The organism is Streptomyces sp. HD, from assembly GCF_028369295.1.
In the GTDB taxonomy this organism is placed as follows: domain Bacteria; phylum Actinomycetota; class Actinomycetes; order Streptomycetales; family Streptomycetaceae; genus Streptomyces.
Genome location: NZ_JAQMYP010000003.1, coordinates 35,616 through 58,025 on the forward strand (window position 1 = coordinate 35,616; position 22,410 = coordinate 58,025).

Genomic DNA, 22,410 nt, shown 5'->3' on the forward strand with positions numbered 1-22,410 from the left:
TGCCGGTGCGTGGGGGCCGGTCGCGCAGTTCCCCGCGCCCCTCAGAGGACGCTTGGCCAGCCGTTTCTTTGCCAGTTCAGCTTGTTCAGGCCCAGCTTTGGGGTGCCCTCGTCCTCCGCGTCGCAGTAGTGGTACGCCAGCCGGTCCTGGCCGCCCCGGTCGCGGAACACCGCCAGTGCTCTGCGTGCTCTCACTGTCCCGCCAAACCCGTGTGGGCCACGCCCGCCACGATCTGCCGCTGGAAGAAGACGAAGACGACGATCAGGGGCAGGCCCGCCATCAGACCGCCGGCCATGAGCTGGGCCCACTGGATGCCGTAGGAGTTCATGACGGTCGCGATGCCGTTCGGCATGGTCATCAGAAGTTGCCTGCGATTCAGGCCAGGTCGTCCCATTCCCTGCCCTAACTGTTCGAGATCTCGAATTGTGCACGTAACTTCGGACGGGACCGTAGATGGAAAGCGCTTTCCAGTCAATGCCCTGTGCACGAACTCCGAGGGGCGGCGGTGGATGGTCATTGGTCGTTGGCGGTTGAACAACGGTCGCCGTACCGCATGACGCGGACACATTGGGACGCGTAGGCTCGAACAGCCCGCCGGACGGCGGAGGAACAGGGGGTGTGATGGACATCGCGGGCCTGCGCATGAGAGCGGCCCGGGCCGCTGCGGCGCTACGGCTGCGGCGCTCCCCCACCGCCTCGGCGATGCGCGACCTGGCCGCCGATCTGAGCGCCGCCCTGCGGGCCGGACCCCACCCCCCGGCCGACGTACGCGAGTTGTGTCACGCGCTGTGCGCGGAGATGAGCGCGCGGCGCGGCGGACGGCCCGTCGAGCTGCGGTTCGAGCGGTTCCCCGACGAGATCGAGGTGACCGGGCTGTGGGTGGAGTTCCAGGACTTCGACCTGGTCATCGTCGAGGAGCGGGCCGAGGCGGTGCAGCAACTGGTCATCCTCGGCCATGAGTTGTGGCATCTGCACGCCGGGCACGGCCACCACACCCCCGGTACGGCGGCCGCGCACGCCCTCGCCGACCGGCCCGCCTGGCGGGACCTCGCCCTCGCGGTGGCCGCGCGTGACGGCTCGCGGGAGCGGGACGAGGCCGAAGCCGACGACTTCGGGCACCGGTTGGCCACCGCCTTCCGGCCGCTGCTGTCGGGACGGGACGGGCGTGGCACCGACACACCGCTCGGGCCGCTGCAGCGTTCGCTGGGCTATCGCGGGAGCGGGAGGTCGGCGCGATGAACAGCAGCCTGGCGCAGGACCCCGCCAGCGTCCTCGGCGAGATGTGGATCTCGTTCTGGATCCCGACCGTCGTCCTCACCGCCGCCCTGGCGATCAAGCTGCCCACCATCATCCGGCTCTGGCGGGACCCGCTGCTGCGCGCCGTCGGCGGCCTGCTGGTGATCGCCTGCTCCGTCTTCGTCTTCGCGGCCCCGGCGACGATCGCGTGGGTCAACCGCGTCACGGGCGTACCCAACTTCGCGGCACCCCTGGTCTACTCCCTCATCACCGCGTTCTGCGGCTCCTGTCTGCTGCTGATCATCGCCTGGCGCAACGGCCTGTCCGACCGCAGCGCCGAGACCCGCCGTGCGATGCGCCTGGTCATCTGCGCGTACTCGGGCGTGATCGTCGCGCTGTGGGTGCTGTTCGCCCTCGCGGACGCCCCCGTGGAGCGGGTGCGGGACCTGGACACGTACTACGCCAACACGCCGTTCATGCGCGAGGAGACGCTGCTCTATCTGCTCGCGCACTGCACGGCCGTCCTCATCACGTCCCGGCTGATCTGGAACTGGGTGCGCACCGACGGCCTCGACGCCTGGCTGCGCTGGGGGCTGGTGTGCCTGGGCGTCGGCTACGCCCTCAACCTCATCTTCGACGCGGCCAAGCTGACCGCCGTCACCGCCCGCTGGACGGGCAACGACCTGGACTGGCTGAGCACCGACCTGGCGCCGCCGGTCGCCTGTCTGTCGGCCATCCTGATCGCGGTGGGCTTCATCCTCCCGCACGCCGGCCAGTATCTGCACGACCGCTGGCGGGTCCGGCTCGCCCACCACGAGCTGCGGCCCCTGTACCTGCTGATGAAGTCCGTCAACGGCTCCGGCGTGCCGTTCGTGCTGCGTGCCTCGCCCGAGCTGCGGCTGATCCGTCGCGAGACCTTCATCCGCGACGTACTGCTGCCGCTGGCCCGGCACATCGACGAGGAGCTGCGCAGGCGGTCGTACGACGCCGCGCTCGCCCTCGGGTGCCCGCCCGCGCGCGCGAAGGCGCTCGCCGCCGCCGTGACCATCCAGGACGCCGCCGACCGCCGGAGCCGGGCCCCGGACGGCAGCGACGGCAACGGCCCCGAAACCCCCGACATCCCCGACACGGCGGATCTCCTCCGGGAGATCGGGGCCGTCTCCCGAGCCCTTCGCCACCCCGACGAGATCGAAGCGGTCCGTGCCCACAAGGCAGCTCCGGCCGCCCCAGCAGAGAACGTGCCCGTACATGACTGAACGCCCCACCACCGCCGTCGTCCTCGGCGGCTCCCTCACCGGCATGCTCGCCGCCCGCGCGCTGGCCGACGTCGCCGACCGGGTCACCGTCGTGGAACGCGACGTACTGCCGGCCGGCCCCGAGCCGCGCAAGGGCCTGCCGCAGGCCCGGCACGTCCACCAGCTGTGGTCGGGCGGCGCGCACGCCCTGGAGGAGCTGCTGCCGGGCATCGTCGACCGCCTGCGGGAGGCGGGGGCGAACCGGCTGCCGGTGACCACCGACATGGTCGCGCTGTCGCCGTACGGCTGGTACCGGCGGTGGGCCGAGTCGCACCACATGCTGCTGTGCAGCCGGGACCTGCTGGACGCGACGGTGCGGGAGGCGGTCCTCGCCGACGAGCGCATCGAGGTGGTCGAGGGGGTGGAGGTGCTGGGGCCGACCGGTACGGCGGCCGAGGTGACGGGCGTACGCATCCGCGCGCACGCCGGCCTCCACGACGACCGTCACGAAGGCCGTCACCACGACCGTCACGACGGCCTTGCCGAGCGAACCCTGTCGGCCGACCTGGTCGTCGACGCCACGGGACGTGGTTCGCGGGCGTCGGGCTGGCTGACGGACCTCGGACTGCCCGCCGTCGAACGGCGTGAGGTCAACTCCGGGGTGGCGTACGCGAGCCGGGTGTTCCGGGCGCCGGAGGCGGCGCGCGAGGGGTTCCCGGTCGTCAACGTCCAGCCGGACCCTCGTGCCGGGAAGCCCGGGTGCGGGGGCGTGCTGCTGCCCATCGAGGACGGGCGGTGGATCGTCACCCTCTTCGGCTCCCGGGGCGCCGAACCCCCCACGGACGCGGCGGACTTCGTACGGTACGCACGCGAGGACCTGCGCCATCCGGTCATCGCCGAACTGCTCGCACACGCCGAGCCGTTGACGGACGTGGCGTACACCCGCACGACCGCCAACCGCCGCCACTACTACGAGCGCATGCGGACCTGGCCGGAGAACTTCGCCGTCCTCGGGGACGCCCTGTGCGCGCTCAACCCGATCTACGGGCACGGCATGTCGGTGGCCGCCCAGGGCGCGGTCGCCCTGCGCGACACGGTACGACGGCACGGCTGGGGTTCCCCCGGCCTGTCCCGCCGGATCCAGCGGGCGGTGGCCCGACCGGCGTCGGCGGCGTGGGACCTGGCCCTCGGCATGGACGTCTTCTACCCCGGGGCGACTCCGAAGGGCCCCACCCTGCGCGACCGTCTGCTGGCGGCGTACGTCGGCCGGCTCCTGTACACCGCCACCGGGAACGGACGGATCGCGCGGCGGGTGACGGATGTGACGTCCCTTGAGCGTGGAGCGGCGGTGCTGCTGGCCCCGTCCATGCTCCTGGCCGCGCTGGTCGGCCCGCTCAAGCCGGCGCTGACGGGGCCGCCGTTGATGGTGGAGGAGCTGAAGGCGGCGGGGGTTCGGTAGGCGGGGTGCTGAGGCAGCAGACCGGGGGTGGGTTCGGTGGTTCGATGGCCCACCCCCGGGGAGCTGACGGGGCCGCCGTTGATGGTGGAGGAGCTGAAGGCGGCGGGGGTTCGGTAGGCGGGGTGCTGAGGCAGCTCCCCGGGGGTCGGTTCGGTGGTTCGATGGCCCACCCCCGGGGAGCGGCGTCGGGCTCAGCCCTTGAACGCCGGTTGGAGCAGGCCCTTGCCCGCCCCCGGTACCACGAACACCGAGCCCGCCAGGGGCGGTGGTGAGGTGAGGCCGACCCGGGCCGTGGTGATGTACAGGTCGGTCAGGTCGGGACCGGCGAAGGCGCAGGCCGTGACGCGGGGGACGGGGAGCGGGATCACTCGGTCCAGTTCGCCGGTCGGCGTGTAGCGGCGTACCGCCGAGCCCTCCCACAGGGCCACCCACACGCACCCGTCCGCGTCCACCGTCAGCCCGTCCGGGAACCCGGCGCCGTCCTCGATCTCGGCGAAGGGCCGCCGGTCGGCGACGCCCCCGTCCGCGTGGTCGAAGACGTCGATACGGCGGGTCGGCGAGTCGATGTAGTACATGAGCCGCCCGTCCGGGCTCCACCCCGTGCCGTTGCTCACCGCGACGTCGTCGAGGACCACCCGCACCGCACCGTCACCGGTGAGCCGGGACAGCGTGCCGCCGCCCGGCGCCTCGTCGTAGCGCATGGTGCCGGCCCACAGGGCGCCGTCGGGTGCCACGGCGGCGTCGTTGGCGCGGCGGCCGGGGACGGGCTCGTGGTGCAGCCAGCGGAAGGTGTCGTCCGGGTCCAGCAGCCCCACACCGTCCCGGAGGTTCAGGACGAGGCCGCCGCCGACGCGCGGCTTGACGGCACCGATGTGCTGCGGGGCCGTACGGACCGAACGTCGCCCGGAGACGGGGTCGTAGGTGTGGATCCGGGACCGCAGGATGTCGATCCAGAGCAGCCGCCCACTGGCCGGGTCCCAGGTGGGCCCCTCCCCCAGCTCGGCGTCCGCCGGTACCGCGACCTCGTACCCGGCCGCCGCCGTCATGCGACGCTCCGGTGCCCGAGACGCTCCGACAGCTCGGCGGCGCCCTTGGCCGCGAGCTGCTCCAGCTCGACGCGCCGGTCGTCGCTCCAGCGGATCATGGGGACGGAGATGGAGAGTGCGGCGACGACCTGCCCGGTACGGTCCCGCACCGGCGCGGCGACGCACGACACGTCCGGGTTGGACTCCCGGCTCTCGACGGCGATCCCCCGCTCACGGATCCCGGCAAGGGCCTCGCGCAGAGCGCCGGGGTCGGTGATGCTGTTGGGTGTCATCCGCACCAGCTCGGCCCCGTCCGGGACCCGGGCGGTGAGCTCCGGCTCGGGAAGGGAGGCCAGCAGCATCTTGCCGACGGAGGTGCAGTGCGCGGGCAGCCGCCGCCCGGCGGCCGACACCATCCGCACCGCGTGCGTCGAGTCGACCTTGGCGATGTAGATGACGTCCGTGCCCTCCAGGATGGCCACGTGCACGGTCTCGTCGCAGGTCTCGGCGACGGACCGGGCGACCTGCTGCCCCTCGGCCGCGAGGTCGAGCTGCTCGGCGTACCGGCTGCCGAGCTGGTACGGCCGCACGCCGAGCCGGTACCGTCCCGGCTGCCCCGGCACCTGGACGATGTACGACCGGGCTGCGAGCGTGGTGACAAGTTCGTGCACGGTGGTGCGCGGCAGCTGGAGCTTGCGCACTATGTCGGGGGCGGAGAGCGTGCCGTCCCCGTCGAGGAAGAGCTCAAGAATGTCGAGAGCCCGGGTCACGGCTGGTACGAGGCGTCCCACGTCCGGCCCCCTCCCTTGGTGTCAGTGTGGCTGCGTTCGAAATTTCAACAGCCGATCGGGATAACGAACACAGGCTAACGGTTTTCCCTTGAGATCTGTAGTGATCCGTCACCTGTCGTGCAGCCGCGAGGACGCGGACCGGAGACGCCCCTCTCGGGACGTGCGTACGGCGTCAAGTCCGGCACTTCAGCCACGTTGGGTGCGGAACACGCCAACCCAGGGGTAACAAGTTGAATAAATCACGAGTAGTGGTCTGGAGTGGTCTGAGCCGCACGGGGCCCAATCGGCCCCGACCCCATCGTGGCGGGAGCCGGCCGCCTCCCTTGTGTCTCACAAGGACACCCCGAGCGACGTGCCGACGTGTCCGTGACATCGCCTCCTGCTGCACGTTGTACCAGGCACGAGTCCGTCCGCGCCCGAATTCACCCGCGCGCGAGACCGTGCGATCTCACCCCAAATGGAAGTCGGGAAACCGCCTGAATGACTGACGCCGTCACCACTCCGCTCACCGACCGTGCCGAACGCCTTCTGCGCCTCACGATCGCACCGGAGATCACCGCCCGATACCCGGACTGCCACACCGCCGTTGTCATGGCCCTCGGTGTGGACAACTCCGGGCCATGGGCGGAGACCGAGTCGGAACTGGCTGCCCTGGAAGCCGAGGTGGCCGATGGCCGTCGGCGCATGCCGGACGAGGACCATCCCGCCATCGCCGCCTGGCACGGCCTGCTGCGCAGCTTCGGGACCAATCCGCGCCGGATGCGTCCGAGCGTCGACGCCCTCGGGCGCCGGCTCGCAAGATCCCGTCGGCTGCCACGGATCTCACCGCTCGTCGACACCTGCAACCTCGTCTCTCTCCGATACACGCTGCCTACCGGCGGCTACGACCTGGAGCAGGTCCGGCACGGCTTCACACTGCGCTACGCCCGCCCGGACGACGTGCACATCCCTCTCGGGCAGCCGGAGGAGCGGGAGACGCCGCTGCCGAACGAGGTGGTGTACGCCGATGGCCGGCAGGTGCTGACCCGACACTGGAACCATCGGGACGCCGACAACACCAAAGTCACGCATGCCACCGTCGACGCCGTGCTGTTCCTGGAGGGGGTCTCCCCCGCCATCGGACCCGACGTGCTGGAGAAGGCGCAGCGGGAACTCGCGGACCGGGTCGCTCCTCATGCCTCGTCGGTCAGCCTCCACGCCTTCGATCCGGCCCAGGAGACAACGGTTGCCTGGACCCCCACGCGCTGATCCATGGACGCCTACTTCGCCGGGATGCTGCTCGGCCTTGCCATGATCACTCCCATCGGGCCGCAGAACATCTTTCTGATCAACCAGGGCTTCACCTTCGGCATACCGCGGGTGTTCGTGGCGGTCGTGGCCGCCGGGGTCTGTGACACCGTGTTGATATCCCTCGGCGGAGCCGGGACATCGGCGGTGCTGGAGCGCATCCCCGGCATCAAGGAGTTTCTGCTGGCCGCCGGCGTGGTCTTTCTGACCTATCTGGCAGTCAAGTCCTTCCGCTCCAGACCGGAGCACTTCGACCAGTCCACGCCCCCGGAGATGCGCTGGCACCGCGTGGTCGGCCAGTGCGCGTCGGTCACCATCCTCAACCCCCACTCGGTCCTGGACGTGGTCGGGATCCTCGGCGTGGCCATCGCCGCCCAGGACCCGGCCCACCGCCCTGTCTTCGCGGCGGGCACGGTGAGCGCTTCGTGGCTCTGGTTCACCCTCCTCGCTCTGGGCGCCTCGACGCTGCGACGCTGGTTGACCCCGCACCGCCGCGTCTGGATCGACCGAGGCTCCGGGTTCCTGCTGCTCGTCTTCGCGGCCCTGTTCGCCGGCGAACTCGTGCGCTCCTGACCACTTGGCATCCCGCACGTCCCGCTCGCGATTCGTTCACCCCCCGTCGACCCCGCACCCGAAGGGAATCTCACCATGCTCAAAATCGGTCTAGTGCAGCAGAGCGCCTGGGACCTGCCCATCGACTCCATGCCGCTGGCCGCCGGGTATATGAAGGCCGTGCTGGACGCGGACCCCGGCTTAGGGCCGGAGACGGACGTACGCATCCACAATCTGCGCGGCGGTTGGTCCATCACGCAGATGGCCCACATGATCTTCGGCGACGGCGAGATACCGGACATTCTCGCCTTCTCCGTACTCGGCTGGAACTACCGCAACTTCGCCTGCCTCGCCGAACTCTTCAAACAGCTCAACCCGAACGGCGTCGCCGTCTTCGGCGGCAATCACGTCAGCAACCAGGGCGAGAAGGTGTTCCGCGAGTGCCCGTCCGTCGACATCGTCGTCAACGGCGAGGGAGAGCTCACGTTTCGCGATCTGACGGCGACCCTCCTCACCGACCGTCGGCAACCGGATCTCACCGGGATCCCCGGGCTCTCCTTCCGTTCCCCGGACGACGACACCTGCATGACGACGGCGAGCCGCGACCGGATCGACGACCTGGACATCATCCCCTCGCCGTTCCTCACCGGGGCGATACCGCTCCTCGACCGCGACGGGCACTTTCCGTACGAGTTCGCTCTCCTGGAGACGAACCGCGGCTGCCCGTACAAGTGCTCCTTCTGCTACTGGGGCGGTGCCACCGGCCAGCGTGTCCGCTCCTTCTCACGCGACCGGCTCGCGGCCGAGCTCGACCTCTTCGGGTACCACGAGGTCCCCACCGTCTTCCTGTGCGACGCCAACTTCGGCATGCTGCAGGCCGACGAGGAGTTCACCGAGGACCTCCTGCGCATGAACGAGAAGTACGGCTTCCCCATCGCGCTGGAGGCCAACTGGGCGAAGAACAAGTCCGAGCGCTTCCACCGAATCGTCCGCACCCTCAAGGAGCGCGGCTTCAAGAGCTCCTTCACCCTGGCGCTGCAGACGCTCTCCGACCAGGCGCTCACCGACATGCGGCGCCGCAACATGAAGCTCAATCAGTGGGAGGAACTGACCGGCTGGCTGGCCGAGGAAGAGATGGAGGCATTCGTCGAACTCATCTGGGGCGCGCCCGGAGAGACGACGGAGTCCTTCTACCAGGGCTACGACAAACTCGCGGAAAGGGTCCCGCGGATCGCCGTCTACCCGCTCCTGCTCCTGCCGAACACCGACTACAGCGAGCAGCGCGACATCCACGGATTCGTCACCGTGCGCGGTCAGTCGGACGACTTCGAGTACGTCCTCGCCAACCGCAGCTCCACCCTCGACGAGAACTTCCGCATGCAGCGCTTCATGTACCTGGCGCGGATCCTCGGTGAGAACCAGTACTTCAAGCGGTTGTGGCATCCGGCGCGGAGGCTGGCCGGGATGACGCAGTCGCAGGTCATCCACAGCCTGTTGGAGTGGATCGAGAGCTGCGATCACCCGTCGGTGGCCGCCTTCCGTGACAGTTTCCCGGTGATCGCCGAGTCGCCGGCGGTCGCCGCGGGCCACCGGATGCTCTACAGCGACCCACTGCTGGACCGCGAGATCGAACGGTGGTGGACGGAGACGATCGTGCCCGAGTTCCCCACGGACTGGGTGGACGCGGGCAGGCACATGTACGCCTTCGAGCGCTGGAGCCGCCCCGTCTACCAGCCGCCGGGAACCCCGCTGCCCGCAGGATGGCGCGAGGACGACGGCGAGTACGTCAGTGAGGAAGCCGTTTTCCCGTACCCCATGGCGGAAATTCTCGACCGGGTGGCCGCCGGGGATCTCACGCCACCGGACGCGCAGGACGCACAGTATGTGTTCCGCGGTATGAGCGGCTTCTACCAGCACCTCGACAACCACGAGACCGGCGCCCACTACTTCACCCGGGCCGCACGGCTGGCCCACGCCTGATCAGCATCCGAAGGGGGCGGACCGGTGCACCGATCGGTTGAACCGGTCGGCCCCCTACTCCCCCGCCAGTACGCCGGGTTACTCCCCCTGTCAGACGTCTCCACCGCCGCCGCCCGGCACGGTGTTGTGCATGCCTTCCACGTCCTCCAAGTCGTCCGCCTCGTCCACGCCGTCCACGTCGTCCTCCGCCTCCAGGAGGCTGAGCCGGCCCGTGCGCCGGGCCGTCCTCGTCGTCCATGTCATCGCCTCCGCCTGCTGGCTCGGGCTCACGCTCGGGCTGCTCGCGCTCGCGATCACCGCGGGCACCACCGGGTCCGCGGTGATCGTGGAGGCGTCGGTGCGGTCCATGAAGCTGTTCGCCGACTGGCTGCTGCTGCCCGTCGCGTTCCTCACGCTGGTCAGCGGGCTCGTCCTGTCCCTGGGCACGCAGTGGGGGCTGGCGCGGCACCGGTGGGTCTACATCAAGTTCTGGCTCACCCTCGCCACGATCACCGCCACGACGTTCGCCCTGCGCCCCGGCCTCGGCACCACCGTCAGCGCCGTCGCCGCGGGCGGGCCGCTGCCCGATGCCACCGACGTCATGATGGGGCCGATCGTGTCGCTGTCGGCGTACGTCTTCATGACGGTGATCTCGATCCTCAAGCCCTGGGGGCCGACCCGCCGCGGCCGGCGTCTGCGCGCCGCGTCCGCCCGCACTCCGGGCGGCGCCATCGGCGTCGGCACCGCCAAGCCCGCCCGACAGACCGTGTGACCCGCGCCTCCCCCAGTGGCCGTACCGGAACGTGCCGGTCTACACCGGCATGCCGGACGGCGGCGGCTCCCCGCAGTGCGCCCCCGACTGCGGCCGCTTCCTCCACCAGGACGGCGACTGCTCCAGGTGCCCGGGCGGCGCCGCCCGCCACTACGACCAGTCCCTGTGGCTGACCAAGGGCTTCCAGGGCGGGGCCGGCGGTGACTGGGGCCGGCGGGTCGGCCAGGAGTACTTCACCTCCGCGCTCAACCAGGAGAACATCCACATCTACCTGCACGAAGTCGGCCACACCTTCGGCCTCGACGACTTCTAGGACTGGACCCCGACCGGCCAGTGCTGCTTCCTGATGAAGGCCGGCTCCGCCGCCCAGATCACCGAGTTCGACAAGTGGATGTTCCGCGACTTCTGGCGCCATCCGAAGAGCCGTCACGGCCTCTGAGACACACCGGCAACCACTACCGGTGCGCCTCCCCCAGCACTCCCCTCAACCGCTGGGCCCGCAACACCAGTTCCAGCTCGAAGCGCCGGTCCGGGTCGTCCATCTCGCCACCCCACAGTTCCCGGATCTGGCGCAGCCGATAGCGGACCGTCTGGGGATGAACCCCCAGGCGGGCCGCCACCTCCGGTGCACCGCCCCTCGTCTCCAGCCAGGCCAGTAACGTCTCGGCCAGCCGCCGGCCGTGGGTGGGGCCGCAGTGCTGCAGTGGGGCCAGGCATCTGAGCGCCAGGTCGTCGATGAGTTCCTCGGGCTGCAGGAGCACCAGGGCCTCGGTGTGCTCGGTGCAGTAGAGGACGTCGCCGGTCGGGAGCAGGTCCCGTTCCATCAGGTGTACGGCGGCCTCGGCCCAGTGCAGTGACTTCGCCGCGTCGGCGAGCGGGACCGGGGGGCCTATCGCGCCCGCCCAGCCGGACAGGGCCCGGTGCAGGAGTTCGGGCCGGCCCGCGGCGTCCGGTTCGGGGACGACCATGCGGGGCTGCTCGTACTCCATGTCGAGCAGCACGCCCTGCCCCACGGCCGGCGCCACCGCCTCCCGCGCCGGGCGCAGCAGTACGCCGACGGCGACCTTCTCGGGCAGCGGCCAGCCGATGCGGGCGGCCCGGTCCGACAGGGCGTCCGCCGGGTCGCCCCGGTGGTGTTCGGCGAGCAGCAGTTCCATCAGGCGGCGTTGCAGGCGGAGCCGTTCCCCCGCCTGGCGTGCCGCCGCCTCGGCGTAGCCGCGCACCGACTGGTCGACCAGGCCGTCCAGGTACTGGTAACCCGCGTCCACCAGCTCGTACATCGCGGGCGGCGGGATGTCGACGCGCTGGCCGATCTCGGCGAAACGGCGCCAGGCCAGCCGTACGCCCATGCGGTAGATCGCCTGGAGGGAGTCGAGGGAGCGGCCGTTCAGGCCCTCGCCCCGGCCGAAGTCCTGGAAGACTCCGGGTGGGACGGTCGGGCGGCCCTCCGAGGTCTCCAGGTGCTGGACGAAGACCTCGATCGCTCGCCTGATCCCGACCAGGGCCATCGGCTCGCCCGACTCGTCCAGGACGACGGGCAGTTGCGGGTACTCGCGCTGGATCTCGCTGAGGATCTCCTGGGCGAGGGCGGGGGCGTCCGCCATGGCCAGCTCCGCGAAACGACGGACCTGGAAGCGGGGTACGTCGCGCCAGGCCGAGCGGGGTACGGCGGCGGGGGAGGCCGGGGAGCGGGTGGCGGCCACGGTCAACTCCCCTGGCCCGCTTGCTCGTATGTGATCAAGGGTGTGTTCGGCTGGTCGGGCGTCGCTTCCAGCAGCGCGACGACGCCGAGCGCGGCGCCCACCGCGAGTACGGCGCCGAGCGCCACGGTCAGCGCGGCGGCGAGCAGTCTGGACATCGCAGGGTCAGCCTCTCTGTCCGAGATCCCGGAGATCGTCCCCACCCCGGTGGTGCCAGCCTGATCCCGACCCCTGCCTGTCGGGTTCAGTCTCGACAAGCCGTGACAGCCCGTCAAGACGTTCCATCAAGTCGTCCGGCGAGACGGCCGTCAAGACGTTGACACTCCGTCCAAGGACGCCTACGGTTCCCGGCCCAAGAACGGCCAGGCAACAACCGTGCACCGACCGTGCATCGACCATGCGTCAAACCCCAGGAGTGCCGGATGCGCCGTAAAGCCTCACCTCTCTCGTTGATTCTGCTGGGCCTCGGCACGTTTCTGCTGGTACTGGCGCCCATGCTGGCCTGGTATGTGACCCCGCGCGCCGCCGTGAACCCCATCGACATCGACACCACGGCCGTCTACAAGGGCACCGGCAGTGTCTTCGACACCGACAAGATCGAGACCGTGCCGGATCAGCGGATCACCGTCACCCAGCGGGTGCGCGGCAATGTGGCGGAAAGTGAGCGCAGCGGCAACGCCGTCTGGGACGTGATCACCACCGTCGACACCGACAAGTCACTCCCGGCCGCCGACCCGCACGACGCCCTGGACTTCACCCCGCACCGCTGGGTGATGGACCGGAAGACCACCAGGCCGGTGCACTGCTGCAAGGAGACCCCGTACATCGAGGGCGAGGCCTATCTGAAGTTCCCGTTCGATGTGCAGAAACGCTCCTACCAGTGGTGGGACAACAGCGGCGGGACCACGGTCACCATGCGGTACGACGGCACCGAGAAGATCCAGGGGTACATGGGCTATCGGTTCACCGCCACGGTCGCGCCCCGCAAGGTGGGCACCCGGCTCGTCCCCGGCAGCATCGTCGACCAGCCGAAACGCCCGCAGGTGCTGGCCGAGGAGTGGTACTCCAACCACGGGTTCAAGCTGGTCGTCGACCAGCGCACGGGGCGCGTGATCTACGCCCAGACCGGTCCGCGCCGCACCCTGCGCGCGCCCGGCGGCGACAAGGACGCCGCGGTACTGCTGGACAGCGAGAACATCGCCTTCACCACGGCCACCCAGAAGGAGGCCGTACGGCAGGCGAAACGGGACAGCGGACTGCTGCGCATGGTGGGCGAGACGCTGCCCATCGGGGCTGCCGGTGCGGGATTCGTGCTTGCGGTGGTGGGTGCCGTTCTGGTGGCACGAGGCCGAAAAGAGCCGGAATCTCCCGGTACGGTCGAGATGCCCCAGCCGTCGCTCACAATGTGACGTGACGTCAGCTCTAATAAAGCCGGAAATTGTCACGCCGGTGAGTAGCCCTGGCGAACGGCTGGGCGAAAACTGTCCACCCCCACCCGGACACAGCCTGTCCACACCCCACGCACAACGACCGTAAGCGACCAAAAAACTACTGAAACCCCCACGGGACCACAAACCCTCCTCTCCCCCACACTGAGTTCCGCACCCTGAGACGAGTTGGAGCACACATGCCCCAGCACGTGCCATCCCCGCTGCGCGCCAGTCTCCCCACGGCGTCGCAGCACCCTCCGGCGCTCCCCCCACATCCGCGCCGAATCGTTTTTCTCGCCCATCGTGACCTGGGCAACCGATCCGCCGGCGGCTCCGAGCTGCTGGTCGACCGTCTCGCCGACGGCCTCACCCGGCTCGGCCATCAGGTCACCCTGCTGTGCGGAGGCCCCGCGGCCTACCGCGACTACAGAGTCGTGTCGGCGGGCGGCTCCTACGGCCACTACCTGCGCGCCAGATCCGCCTTCGCCCGTCAGGTCGGGGACTGCGATCTGCTGGTCGAGGTCTGCAACGGGATGCCGTACTTCTCGCCCCTATGGCATCGCGGGCCCACATTGTGCCTGGTCAACCATGTGCACACCGATCTGTGGAGCATGCGGTTCGGCGGGGCGCTGGCGCCTGCGGCCCGCCTTGGCCGAAGACTGGAGCACTGGGCGTTGACCGGTGCGCAGCGGCGGAGTCTGATGGTCGCCGTCTCCCCGTCGACCGCGCATGCGCTGCGGGATCTCGGGGTCGAGCGGGAGCGTATTCGCGTCGTGCACAACGGAGTTGAGGAGCCGGGCCCTCTGGGGGAACGCTCGCCGGAGCCTCTGTTCGTTGCCGTCGGGCGGCTTGTCGAGTACAAGCGGATCGATCTGCTGCTGCGGCTGTGGGAGCGGGTGCGGCCCGTGACCGGTGGGCGGCTGGTCATCGTCGGCGACGGACCCGAGCGACAGCGGTTGCAGCAGCTCGCCGGGCCCGGTGTGGAGTTCGTCGGGCATGTGTCGGAGGCGGAGAAGCATCGGCTGCTGTGTGCGGCGTGGCTGTTGCTTCATCCCTCGGCCGTGGAGGGGTGGGGACTTGTCGTCACCGAGGCCGCGACTCGGGAGACGCCGACCATTGCCTTTGATGTGCCCGGGCTTCGGGATTCCGTCGTGGACGGGGAAACCGGGGTCTTGGCCCAGGGTGAGTCCTCGTTCGCGGCTGCCTGGTGCACGCTGGCGTTGTCCGGGCATCGACGGGAGTTGATGGGGAAGGCTGCGCGGGATCGGGCGGCGCGCTATCGCTGGGATCGGACGGTGCGGCAGTTCTTGGCCGTTGCCGGCGAGGCGGTGAAGGGGCATGACGCCTATGCTCCGTAAGGGCAAGGTCGTGTCGCGGGTGCCTGTAGTTCGTGGCTGGTCGCGCAGTTCCCCGCGCCCCTTCAGGGACGTGTCCGAACCCCGCGTCAACAAGGACCCCTCCTTTCGGCGGTCTCTCGCCCTCTTTCGTGCGTTCATGCATGAACAGGATGATCCTGAATCCTGCTACTCGCTTCTCGCCCGTGACGCCGCCGATCAGGTCGAGGCCTACGGCGGGTCGGTTTCCGGTCGTACCGTCGTCGACGTCGGTGGAGGCAGCGGCTATTTCACCGAGGAGTTTCGGCGGCGGGGTGCGTCTGCGTATCTCTTCGAGCCGGACTTGGACGAGCTCGGGGAGAAGCCTTCCGACGGGGCCGTCGTCGCCGACGGGTATCTGCTGCCCCTTCAGGACGGGGTCGCCGACGTCACCTTCTCCTCCAATGTGCTGGAGCATGTGGCGGATCCGCAGACGTTTCTGAGTGAGCTGGCGCGGGTCACCCGGCCCGGTGGGCTGGTCTACGTGTCGTTCACCAACTGGCTGTCCCCCTGGGGCGGCCACGAGTGGGCCCCCTGGCACTACTTCGGTGCCGAGCGGGCCCGTGCGCGTTACCGGCGACGTACCGGACGGGCCGCCAAGCACACCCTCGGCGAGAACCTGTTCGCCGTGCACATCGGCGCCACCCTGCGGCAGGTCCGCGCCCGTGACGACGTCGAGATCGTCTCGGCACGTTCCCGCTACTGGCCGTTCCTCGCGGAGACGGTCGTGAAGGCACCCGGCATACGCGAGTTCGCCACCTGGAACCTCCTCCTCATCCTCCGGCGGTGTCCACCATGACGACGACCACGGTCCAGGCTCCTCCCCCGGCAGCGGTGCCCACCTCCGTGCCCGCCTCGGGGCCCCCGGAGGGTCCGAGGTCGCGGCGCTGGCTGCTGGGATTCTGGGCCGTGGTGTTCGTGCTGTTGCTGGCGGTGCAGCCGGGACGGCAGACCTTCGACACCAAGCTGGGTGTGACGGTCGATCCGGGCCGGTTCCTGGCCGGCCTCGGGCAGTTGTGGTCCGACCAGGGCAGCTTCGGCGGGATCCAGAACCAGTACTCGGGCTATCTGTGGCCGATGCTGCCGTTCTACTGGCTGGCCGACGTCGTGGGGCTGCCGGTGTGGCTGGCGACACGGTTGTGGCTGTCGCTGATCGTGTCGGTCGCCTTCTGGGGTGCACTGCGGCTGGTCGAGCGGCTGCGGGTGGGAAGCGGGGGGTCACGGCTGGTGGCGGCCGTCGCCTATGCGCTCTGGCCCGTCTTCACCATCGTCATCGGGTCCACGTCGGCTGCCGCGCTGCCGGGTGCGGTTCTGCCGTGGGTGCTGCTGCCGTTGACCGACGAGCGGTACGCCGCCCGGGTCGCCGCGCTGCGGTCGGCGCTGATCATCCCCTTCATGGGCGGGGTCAACGCCGCCTCCACGCTGGCCTCGCTGCTGCCCGTCGGGCTGTATCTGCTCTCCCGTCCGCCCGGACCACGGCAGCGGAAGCTGATCGCGTGGTGGGTGCCGGGGGTGATCCTGGCGACCGCCTGGTGGGTGATCCCGCTTCTGCTGCTCGGCACCTACGGCGAGAACTTCCTGCCCTACGTGGAGAGTTCGCAGACCACGACCGAGACCATGTCGGCGACCGAGGCGCTGCGCGGTGCCGGGAACTGGGTCGCCTATCTGCACTTCGGGGAGGCCTGGCTGCCGGCCGGCTGGACCGTCGCCTCGTCCGTCGTCGTGATCGTCTGCTCGGCGCTCGCCGCCGGGCTCGGGCTCGCGGGGCTGGCCCGGCGGGACATGCCGGAGCGGCGGTGGCTGGTACTGACCGTGGTGACGACCGCGCTGATCCTGCTCGCCGGGTACGGCGGGGCGTTCGGCGCGCCCTTCCACGAGACCGTGCAGGGCTGGCTGGACGGCGCGCTCGTCCCGTTCCGGAACATCTACAAGTTCCAGACGGGGCTCGCCCTGGCGCTGGTGCTGGGGCTCGCCCATCTGGCGGGCGTGGCGGGCGAGACGCGCGGGGCGCGGCCGGTGCGGGGGCGGCGGTTCGCACCGCTGATCGCGGCCGTACTGGTGCTGCCGGGGCTGATGTGGCCGTATCTGAACGGCTCGATCCTCAACCCGGGGTCGTTCAAGGAGATCCCCGAGTACTGGCAGGCCACGGCCGACTGGATGAAGAAGTACTCGCCCGACGCCCGCACCCTCGTCGTACCGGCCACCGCGCACGGCATCTACACCTGGGGCTCGACCATCGACCAGCCCCTGGACGTCGTCGCCGACTCGCGCTGGGCGCAGCGGGACTACGTCCCGTTCGGCGCCCCCGGCAACCGGCGTGCCATGGACGCCGTGGAGCAGGCGCTGACGAGCGGCGCCCAAGTGCCGGGGCTCGCCGACTACTTGAGCCGGGCGGGGATCTACTACGTCGTCGTCCGCAACGACCTCGACCCGGACCAGATCGGCTCCGTGCCGTCGACGACCGTCAAGCGGTCCCTCGAACAGTCCGGCTATGAGCGGGTGACGGGCCTCGGGCCGGTGATGACCGGCGGGACGATCGCCCCGGACACCCCGCTCCAGGTGGAGGGGCTGTATCCGCAGCAGCGGGCGGTGGAGATCTACCAGCCTGTCAGCGAGGACGTGCCGCGCCCCCACCAGGCCGGACTGCAGCCGGTCGCCGACACGGCCGTGGTCTCCGGCGGTCCGGAGGCGCTGCTGCCGCTGGCGTCCCGACTGCGCGGCAGGGCAAGCGTGTTGACCGGCGACAACCATCCCGGGCTCGGCTCACCGCCGGTGCAGGTGGTCGGCGACGGGATGCGGCGCGCGGACACCCGGTTCGGGCTGATCAGCGGCACCACCTCGTACACGTACACGCGCGGCGAGCGCAACGCGCCGGACGCAGCGCAGGACGCGGGGGAGAAACCGCACCAGATCCTGCCCAGCACCGGCCTCGACCACCAGACCGTCGCCGAGTTGCGCGGGGCACGGTCGGTGACGGCGTCGTCGTACGGCAGCTGGCTGTTCCATCTGCCGCAGTTCGACCCGGTGAACGCGTTCGACGGCAACCCCGACACGGCGTGGACCGAGGGCTCGGAGGGGTCGCCGGAAGGGGAGTGGCTGCGGATCGCCTTCGCGGGCGGCTCGTACGACATGCCGTCGTCGTTCAAGGTGACGCCGCTGCCGCAGGAGGGTGTGCGGGAGGCGGCCACCCGGGTGCGGGTGGAGACGGAGAAGGGGACGGTGAGTTCCGTCCTCCGGCCGGACGGCTCGACACAGTCGGTCAAGGCGCCTGCCGGCGCGACGAGTTGGATGAAACTGACGATCACGGACTCCGTGGCCCGGCGGGCCGGGCTGACCGGGGCCGGCTTCTCCGAGATCGACCTGCCGGACGTCCAGGTGACCCGGCTGCTGCGGCTGCCCGGCGACGCCGGGAAGTCCGCAGCCGCCGCCGAGATCGTCTCCCTGTCCCGTGCGGCCGACCCGACCGGACTGTCCCCGACGGGCACGGAGGCGGGCCTGCACCGGCGCTTCACGACGTCGGCGGAGGGGACGTACCGGATACGGGCGAACGCGGTGCCGGTGGCCGGCGAGGAGCTGGACAAGCTGCTGTACAAGGTGGCGCCGGAGCAGCGGAACCGGATCGTGGCCACGGCCGACTCCACCGCGCGGTTGGGCGCCGGGCTGTCACCGCGCAATCTCACCGACGGTGATCTGACCACGGCGTGGATCGCGGGCGACCGGCCGACGATCCATCTGCGCTGGCCCGGGAAGCAGGCGGTGGGCGAGATCGTGCTGGCACCGGCGGGCGGACTCTCCACCCGCCCCACCGAGGTGCACATCAGCTCCCCGGACGGCGCGGCGATCGCGGGCGTCGACGAGAACGGCAACGTCCGCTTCCCGCCGATCACCACCGACCGCCTGGACATCACGATCACCGAGACCGCACCGCTCACCCTCTACAACCCGATGGTGGGCGAGGACCTGCGGCTGCCGGTGGGCCTGACCGAGGCCTACGTCCCGGCCCTCGACCAGTACCGGACCCCGCAGCCGCGGGAGACCCGGCCGTTCTCGCTGCCGTGCGGCGAAGGGCCGGTGCTGTCGGTGGACGGCGAGCTGTACCGGACCAGCGTGCGCGGCACCGTACGGGACCTGGTCGAGCGGCGTGGAGTCGAGGTGACGCTCTGTCAGCGCGGGCGGAACGACACCGAGCTGCGGCTCACCGCCGGTGACCATCAGGTCGAGGCCGGGGACGCCGGGCCCCTCACGGTGACCGACGTGACCCTGACCCGCGGCACCGTCGCCGAGGCCGCGACGGCCGGGCGTGAGCTGAAGATACGGGACTGGCTCGGCGACCGGCGCGCGGTGACGGTCGGGTCGGGCGCGGCGAGCTATCTGACGACGTACGAGAACTTCAACGAGGGCTGGCGCGCCACGCTGGGCGGCAAGGAGCTGACGCCGGTACGCCTGGACGGCTGGCAGCAGGGCTGGCGGATCCCGGCGGGCGCGGGCGGCAAGGTCGAGCTGTCCTACGAGCCCGCGGTGACCTACGAGGGCGGGCTGATCGGCAGTGCGGTCGCGCTCGCGCTGCTGGCCGGACTGGCGCTGTGGCGCCGCCGGGCACCCAACCCGGACGAGCCGCAGCCCGCTCCGCCGCTGCCGGGGCTGTGGCTGGGCACGGTGGCCGTGACGGTGGTCGGCGTGTTCATCGCCGGATGGTTCGCGTTGCTGGTGCCGGCGCTGGCGGTGGTGGCGTGGCGGAGGCATGCGCTGCTGATGCCGATCGCGTTCGTGGCCCTTGCCGGGGCGGGGGTCGCCGCGGCGGTCGGTGCCGGGGAGCCGGTGGGGGCCGGGGAGGGTGCCTTCGGGCCTGCGGCTCAACTGCTGGCGTTGATCGGGCTGTTCGCCGGGGTGGTTGCGGTGCGAGAGCCGGTGGAGACGGTCGGAGCGTCGGGTGGCCCCGGGGTGTCGGGCGGACTCGCAGGTGGCGTGGGCCGGGGAGGACCGGGCGGACCGGGCGGATTCCCGAGCGGCGCAGGCCCGGGAGCGAGTGCCGGTGCTGGTGCGGGCTCGGGTTCGGGTTCGTCCGGCTCTACGGCCGTGTTGCCGCCGGTCGGCGGAGGCGGCGGTGCTCCGGGTACCGGCACGGGCGCACCGGGCACGGGCGCGCCTGAGGCGTCCGGGCCACCGACGGGGCCGTTGCCGCATCGGGAGCGGGGGCGGAGCCCTATGGGTGCCGAGCCGCTCGGGGCTGCCGAGCCCCGGCCCGCCTCCGGGCCGACCGTCTCCGCACGTGGGCCCGGCGGGCCGGAGCCTGACCCGCCGACGGCGCGCATCGGGTTCGGCAAGCCGAGGTTCCGGGCGACCCGGCCCGACGGAAGCCGTCCTGACGGGGCGCCCGACCGCGAGGGCTCGGGGAACGGCGACACGCAGAACGGCCGCACAGGCAACGGCGACCCGGGGAAGGGCGAGGCCACATGACCGCACTGCAGCAGCCCGCACGCGCCGACGGTCCGCTGCGGCCGCCGGTACGCCTCCCGTTCCCCGTCGTGGACGAAGTCTCGCGGCACTGTCTCCAGGAGGAGGAGCCGGAGACGGTGCACATCGAGGTCCATCTGCCGGGGCCGCTGGACGCGGGGCGACTGCGGGCGGCCTTCGGCGAGGCGCTGCGCCGGCACCCCCGGATTCTGATGCGGGAGGCGCCGGGGCGGTGGTACCGGCGCCGGTACGAATGGGAGCTGACGGCGGAGCCGGACGTGGAAGTGGTGAGTTTTCCGGCGCCCGGAAAAGACGCGTTGCGCGATGCGCGGACCCGGGCGCTCACCGAGGCGCCGCCGCTGTCCCTCTCGCCGCCGATCAGGCTGGAGGTGGTGGAGGGGGCGGGCTCCGTCGAGGGCAGCGAGGCGACCGACGCCGTTGGAGTACGGCCGCGCGGCGCCGACGGCCCACAGCCACCCACCCCACAGACGACCGTCCTCTTCCTCACCATCAACCACACCGCCCTCGACGGCCCCGCCTGCCTCCGCGTCCTGGCCACCGCAGCCGAGCTCTACGGCGGCAAGGACAACTCCCCCGCCGCACCGCCCGACCGCACCACCCCCGAGGCGCCCCCACCCCCCGAGGACGCCCCCTCCAACTGGTCCCACCCCGCCCGCGTGGCCCCCGGAACCCCCGAGCCCTCTCCCGGCAACGGCATGCTCGTCACCGAGCTCCCACTCCCCCACCGCCCCAAGGGCTCCCCATACACGGTCAACGACCAGCTCATGGTCACCACGGCCCTGACCATCGCCCACTGGAACAGAGAGCACGGCGACCGCCCCCGCCCGCTGCGCATCACCATGCCCGTGGACGACCGCCCCCGGGACGTCACCATGCCCATCGGCAACGGCACCCGACTGGTCGAAGTCCCCTTCGCGCCCGAGGAGTTGAGGGTGCACGACCCGGCCGACATGGCCGCCTTCCTGCGCCGCACGGCCACCCGGACCCGCGCCCTGAAGTCCCTCCCCCGCCCTCAGCTGGGCCACGGCGCCTCCCTGCTCACCGCCCCCTGGGCCCCCGTGGCCGTCCGCGCCGCCCTCACCCGCGGCCTGCGCAGAGCCGCCGCGCCCTGGACCTCGACCACGCTCCTCAGCAACATCGGCCGTATCCCGTACCCCCTGGACTTCGGTGCGGAGGCCGGCCGCGCGCACGCCGTGTGGTTCTCGGCGCCCGCCCGGATGCCCCGCGGCCTGACCGTCACCACCGCGTCGACCGCGGGCCGGCTGCATCTCGCCCTGCGCTGGTCCCGGGCCCTGCTCAGCCACGGCGACGGAGCCCATCTGCGGGACCTCTTCGAGCACTACCTGCACACCACGGAGGTGACCCCGTGAGCACGACCTCCCCCGTGAAACCCCCCGAACTGCGCGACTTCTACGAGAACCCCGCCGTCCCCGTCGCCTCCGGCACGCCCCGCAGCCGCCGCCAGGCCCGCATGCTCGCCGAGGCCCTGGGAGCGGGAGCGGAGGCGGCCGGTCGTACCCGCACGATCCTCGACATCGGCTGCGGCGACGGCACCGCCGCGGCCACCGCCGCCCCCTTCCTCCCAGGCCACCGCATCGTCGGCATCGACTGGTCCCAGGACGCCCTGCGCCGGGCGCGCACCCGGATCCCGTACGCCGTCCGCGGTGAACTCACCGACGGGGGGCTGCCGTTCAGGTCCGGGGCCGCCGACGCCGTGCTGTTCAGCGAGGTGATCGAGCATCTCGTCGACCCGGACGCCGCCCTGGACGAGATCCGGCGCGTGCTGCGGCCCGGCGGCCACCTCATGCTGTCCACCCCGAACCTGGCCGCCTGGTACAACCGCGCCCTGCTGCTGGCCGGGGTGCAGCCGGTGTTCTCGGAGGTCAGTCTGCGGGCGATCCACGGCCGGCCGGGACGGGAGGTCGTGGGGCATCTACGGCTCTACACCGCCCGTGCGCTGCGGGAGTTCGTCGCCGCGTCCGGCTTCGAGGTCGTACGCCTCGCAGGCGCGCCCTTCCACGGCGTACCGCGTCCGCTGCGCCCCCTCGACCGGCTGGCCTGCGCCAGGCCGTCGCTCGCGTCGATCCTCCTGCTGCACGCACGGCGGACCTAGGGG

At 71.1% G+C, this 22,410-nt stretch carries 18 protein-coding genes and 2 pseudogenes; 14 read left to right on the forward strand and 6 right to left on the reverse strand.

Annotated features, from left to right (window positions below; genetic code table 11):
* Positions 1 to 41: 41 nt before the first annotated feature.
* Together POF73_RS03620 and POF73_RS03625 are read right to left on the reverse strand one after the other, a co-directional pair.
* Positions 42 to 194, reverse strand: a complete 153-nt coding sequence (locus tag POF73_RS03620) for a hypothetical protein (RefSeq protein WP_443049404.1) — start codon at positions 192 to 194, stop codon at positions 42 to 44.
* A pseudogene (locus POF73_RS03625) lies at positions 191 to 361 on the reverse strand (carbohydrate ABC transporter permease); the annotation flags it as partial. The pseudogene POF73_RS03625 and the gene POF73_RS03620, both read right to left, overlap by 4 nt.
* A 260-nt stretch (positions 362 to 621) precedes the next feature.
* Between POF73_RS03625 and POF73_RS03630 the strand changes: the two are divergent.
* The 3 genes from POF73_RS03630 to POF73_RS03640 are packed head-to-tail and all read left to right on the forward strand — an operon-like array spanning position 622 to position 3,930.
* Positions 622 to 1,239, forward strand: coding sequence for a toxin-antitoxin system, toxin component family protein (locus tag POF73_RS03630; protein ID WP_272112955.1), 618 nt, complete (start codon positions 622 to 624; stop codon positions 1,237 to 1,239).
* Positions 1,236 to 2,492, forward strand: coding sequence for an MAB_1171c family putative transporter (locus POF73_RS03635; RefSeq protein ID WP_272112956.1), 1,257 nt, complete (start codon positions 1,236 to 1,238; stop codon positions 2,490 to 2,492). Before POF73_RS03630 ends, POF73_RS03635 begins: the two co-directional genes overlap by 4 nt.
* On the forward strand, positions 2,485 to 3,930 hold the full coding sequence (locus POF73_RS03640; RefSeq protein ID WP_272112957.1) for an FAD-dependent oxidoreductase: 1,446 nt from the start codon (positions 2,485 to 2,487) through the stop codon (positions 3,928 to 3,930). The genes POF73_RS03635 and POF73_RS03640 overlap by 8 nt, the downstream gene beginning before the upstream one ends.
* A 191-nt stretch (positions 3,931 to 4,121) precedes the next feature.
* Here POF73_RS03640 and POF73_RS03645 read toward each other — a convergent pair whose 3' ends face one another.
* Both POF73_RS03645 and POF73_RS03650 read right to left on the reverse strand, forming a co-directional pair.
* On the reverse strand, positions 4,122 to 4,976 hold the full coding sequence (locus POF73_RS03645; protein WP_272112958.1) for an SMP-30/gluconolactonase/LRE family protein: 855 nt from the start codon (positions 4,974 to 4,976) through the stop codon (positions 4,122 to 4,124).
* Complete coding sequence (locus POF73_RS03650) at positions 4,973 to 5,746, reverse strand: IclR family transcriptional regulator (RefSeq protein WP_272112959.1); 774 nt, start codon at positions 5,744 to 5,746, stop codon at positions 4,973 to 4,975. Before POF73_RS03650 ends, POF73_RS03645 begins: the two co-directional genes overlap by 4 nt.
* A 480-nt stretch (positions 5,747 to 6,226) precedes the next feature.
* Here POF73_RS03650 and POF73_RS03655 point away from each other — a divergent pair, with 480 nt between their 5' ends.
* The 5 genes and pseudogenes from POF73_RS03655 to POF73_RS03675 form a co-directional block, all read left to right on the forward strand.
* Complete coding sequence (locus POF73_RS03655; protein WP_272112960.1) at positions 6,227 to 6,994, forward strand: B3/B4 domain-containing protein; 768 nt, start codon at positions 6,227 to 6,229, stop codon at positions 6,992 to 6,994.
* Positions 6,995 to 6,997: 3 nt separating this feature from the next.
* The gene (locus POF73_RS03660; protein ID WP_272112961.1) at positions 6,998 to 7,606 is read left to right on the forward strand and encodes a LysE/ArgO family amino acid transporter; all 609 of its coding nucleotides are present in this window, start codon (positions 6,998 to 7,000) and stop codon (positions 7,604 to 7,606) included.
* Between the two features lie 75 nt (positions 7,607 to 7,681).
* Positions 7,682 to 9,565 (forward strand): KedN5 family methylcobalamin-dependent radical SAM C-methyltransferase, encoded by a 1,884-nt coding sequence (locus POF73_RS03665; RefSeq protein WP_272112962.1) that lies wholly within the window; start codon positions 7,682 to 7,684, stop codon positions 9,563 to 9,565.
* Between the two features lie 130 nt (positions 9,566 to 9,695).
* Positions 9,696 to 10,316 carry a DUF2269 family protein gene (locus POF73_RS03670; protein WP_272112963.1) on the forward strand — a complete coding sequence of 207 codons (621 nt, stop codon included), beginning with the start codon at positions 9,696 to 9,698 and terminating at the stop codon, positions 10,314 to 10,316.
* Between the two features lie 31 nt (positions 10,317 to 10,347).
* Positions 10,348 to 10,755, forward strand: a pseudogene (locus tag POF73_RS03675) (hypothetical protein); the annotation flags it as partial.
* Between the two features lie 16 nt (positions 10,756 to 10,771).
* Here POF73_RS03675 and POF73_RS03680 read toward each other — a convergent pair.
* Both POF73_RS03680 and POF73_RS03685 read right to left on the reverse strand, forming a co-directional pair.
* The gene (locus POF73_RS03680) at positions 10,772 to 12,019 is read right to left on the reverse strand and encodes a helix-turn-helix domain-containing protein (protein ID WP_272112964.1); all 1,248 of its coding nucleotides are present in this window, start codon (positions 12,017 to 12,019) and stop codon (positions 10,772 to 10,774) included.
* 2 nt (positions 12,020 to 12,021) lie between these two features.
* Positions 12,022 to 12,174, reverse strand: a complete 153-nt coding sequence (locus POF73_RS03685; protein WP_272112965.1) for a hypothetical protein — start codon at positions 12,172 to 12,174, stop codon at positions 12,022 to 12,024.
* 264 nt (positions 12,175 to 12,438) lie between these two features.
* Here POF73_RS03685 and POF73_RS03690 point away from each other — a divergent pair, with 264 nt between their 5' ends.
* The 6 genes from POF73_RS03690 (at position 12,439) to POF73_RS03715 (ending at position 22,407) form a co-directional block, all read left to right on the forward strand.
* On the forward strand, positions 12,439 to 13,425 hold the full coding sequence (locus tag POF73_RS03690; protein ID WP_272112966.1) for a DUF3068 domain-containing protein: 987 nt from the start codon (positions 12,439 to 12,441) through the stop codon (positions 13,423 to 13,425).
* A 218-nt stretch (positions 13,426 to 13,643) separates the two neighbouring features.
* Positions 13,644 to 14,804, forward strand: a complete 1,161-nt coding sequence (locus POF73_RS03695; protein ID WP_272112967.1) for a glycosyltransferase family 4 protein — start codon at positions 13,644 to 13,646, stop codon at positions 14,802 to 14,804.
* Between the two features lie 136 nt (positions 14,805 to 14,940).
* Positions 14,941 to 15,618 carry a class I SAM-dependent methyltransferase gene (locus tag POF73_RS03700; RefSeq protein WP_272112968.1) on the forward strand — a complete coding sequence of 226 codons (678 nt, stop codon included), beginning with the start codon at positions 14,941 to 14,943 and terminating at the stop codon, positions 15,616 to 15,618.
* Positions 15,615 to 20,276, forward strand: a complete 4,662-nt coding sequence (locus tag POF73_RS03705) for a DUF3367 domain-containing protein (RefSeq protein WP_272112969.1) — start codon at positions 15,615 to 15,617, stop codon at positions 20,274 to 20,276. Before POF73_RS03700 ends, POF73_RS03705 begins: the two co-directional genes overlap by 4 nt.
* Positions 20,273 to 21,664 carry a condensation protein gene (locus POF73_RS03710; protein WP_272112971.1) on the forward strand — a complete coding sequence of 464 codons (1,392 nt, stop codon included), beginning with the start codon at positions 20,273 to 20,275 and terminating at the stop codon, positions 21,662 to 21,664. Before POF73_RS03705 ends, POF73_RS03710 begins: the two co-directional genes overlap by 4 nt.
* Positions 21,661 to 22,407 (forward strand): class I SAM-dependent methyltransferase, encoded by a 747-nt coding sequence (locus tag POF73_RS03715; protein WP_272112972.1) that lies wholly within the window; start codon positions 21,661 to 21,663, stop codon positions 22,405 to 22,407. Before POF73_RS03710 ends, POF73_RS03715 begins: the two co-directional genes overlap by 4 nt.
* Positions 22,408 to 22,410 lie beyond the last annotated feature (3 nt).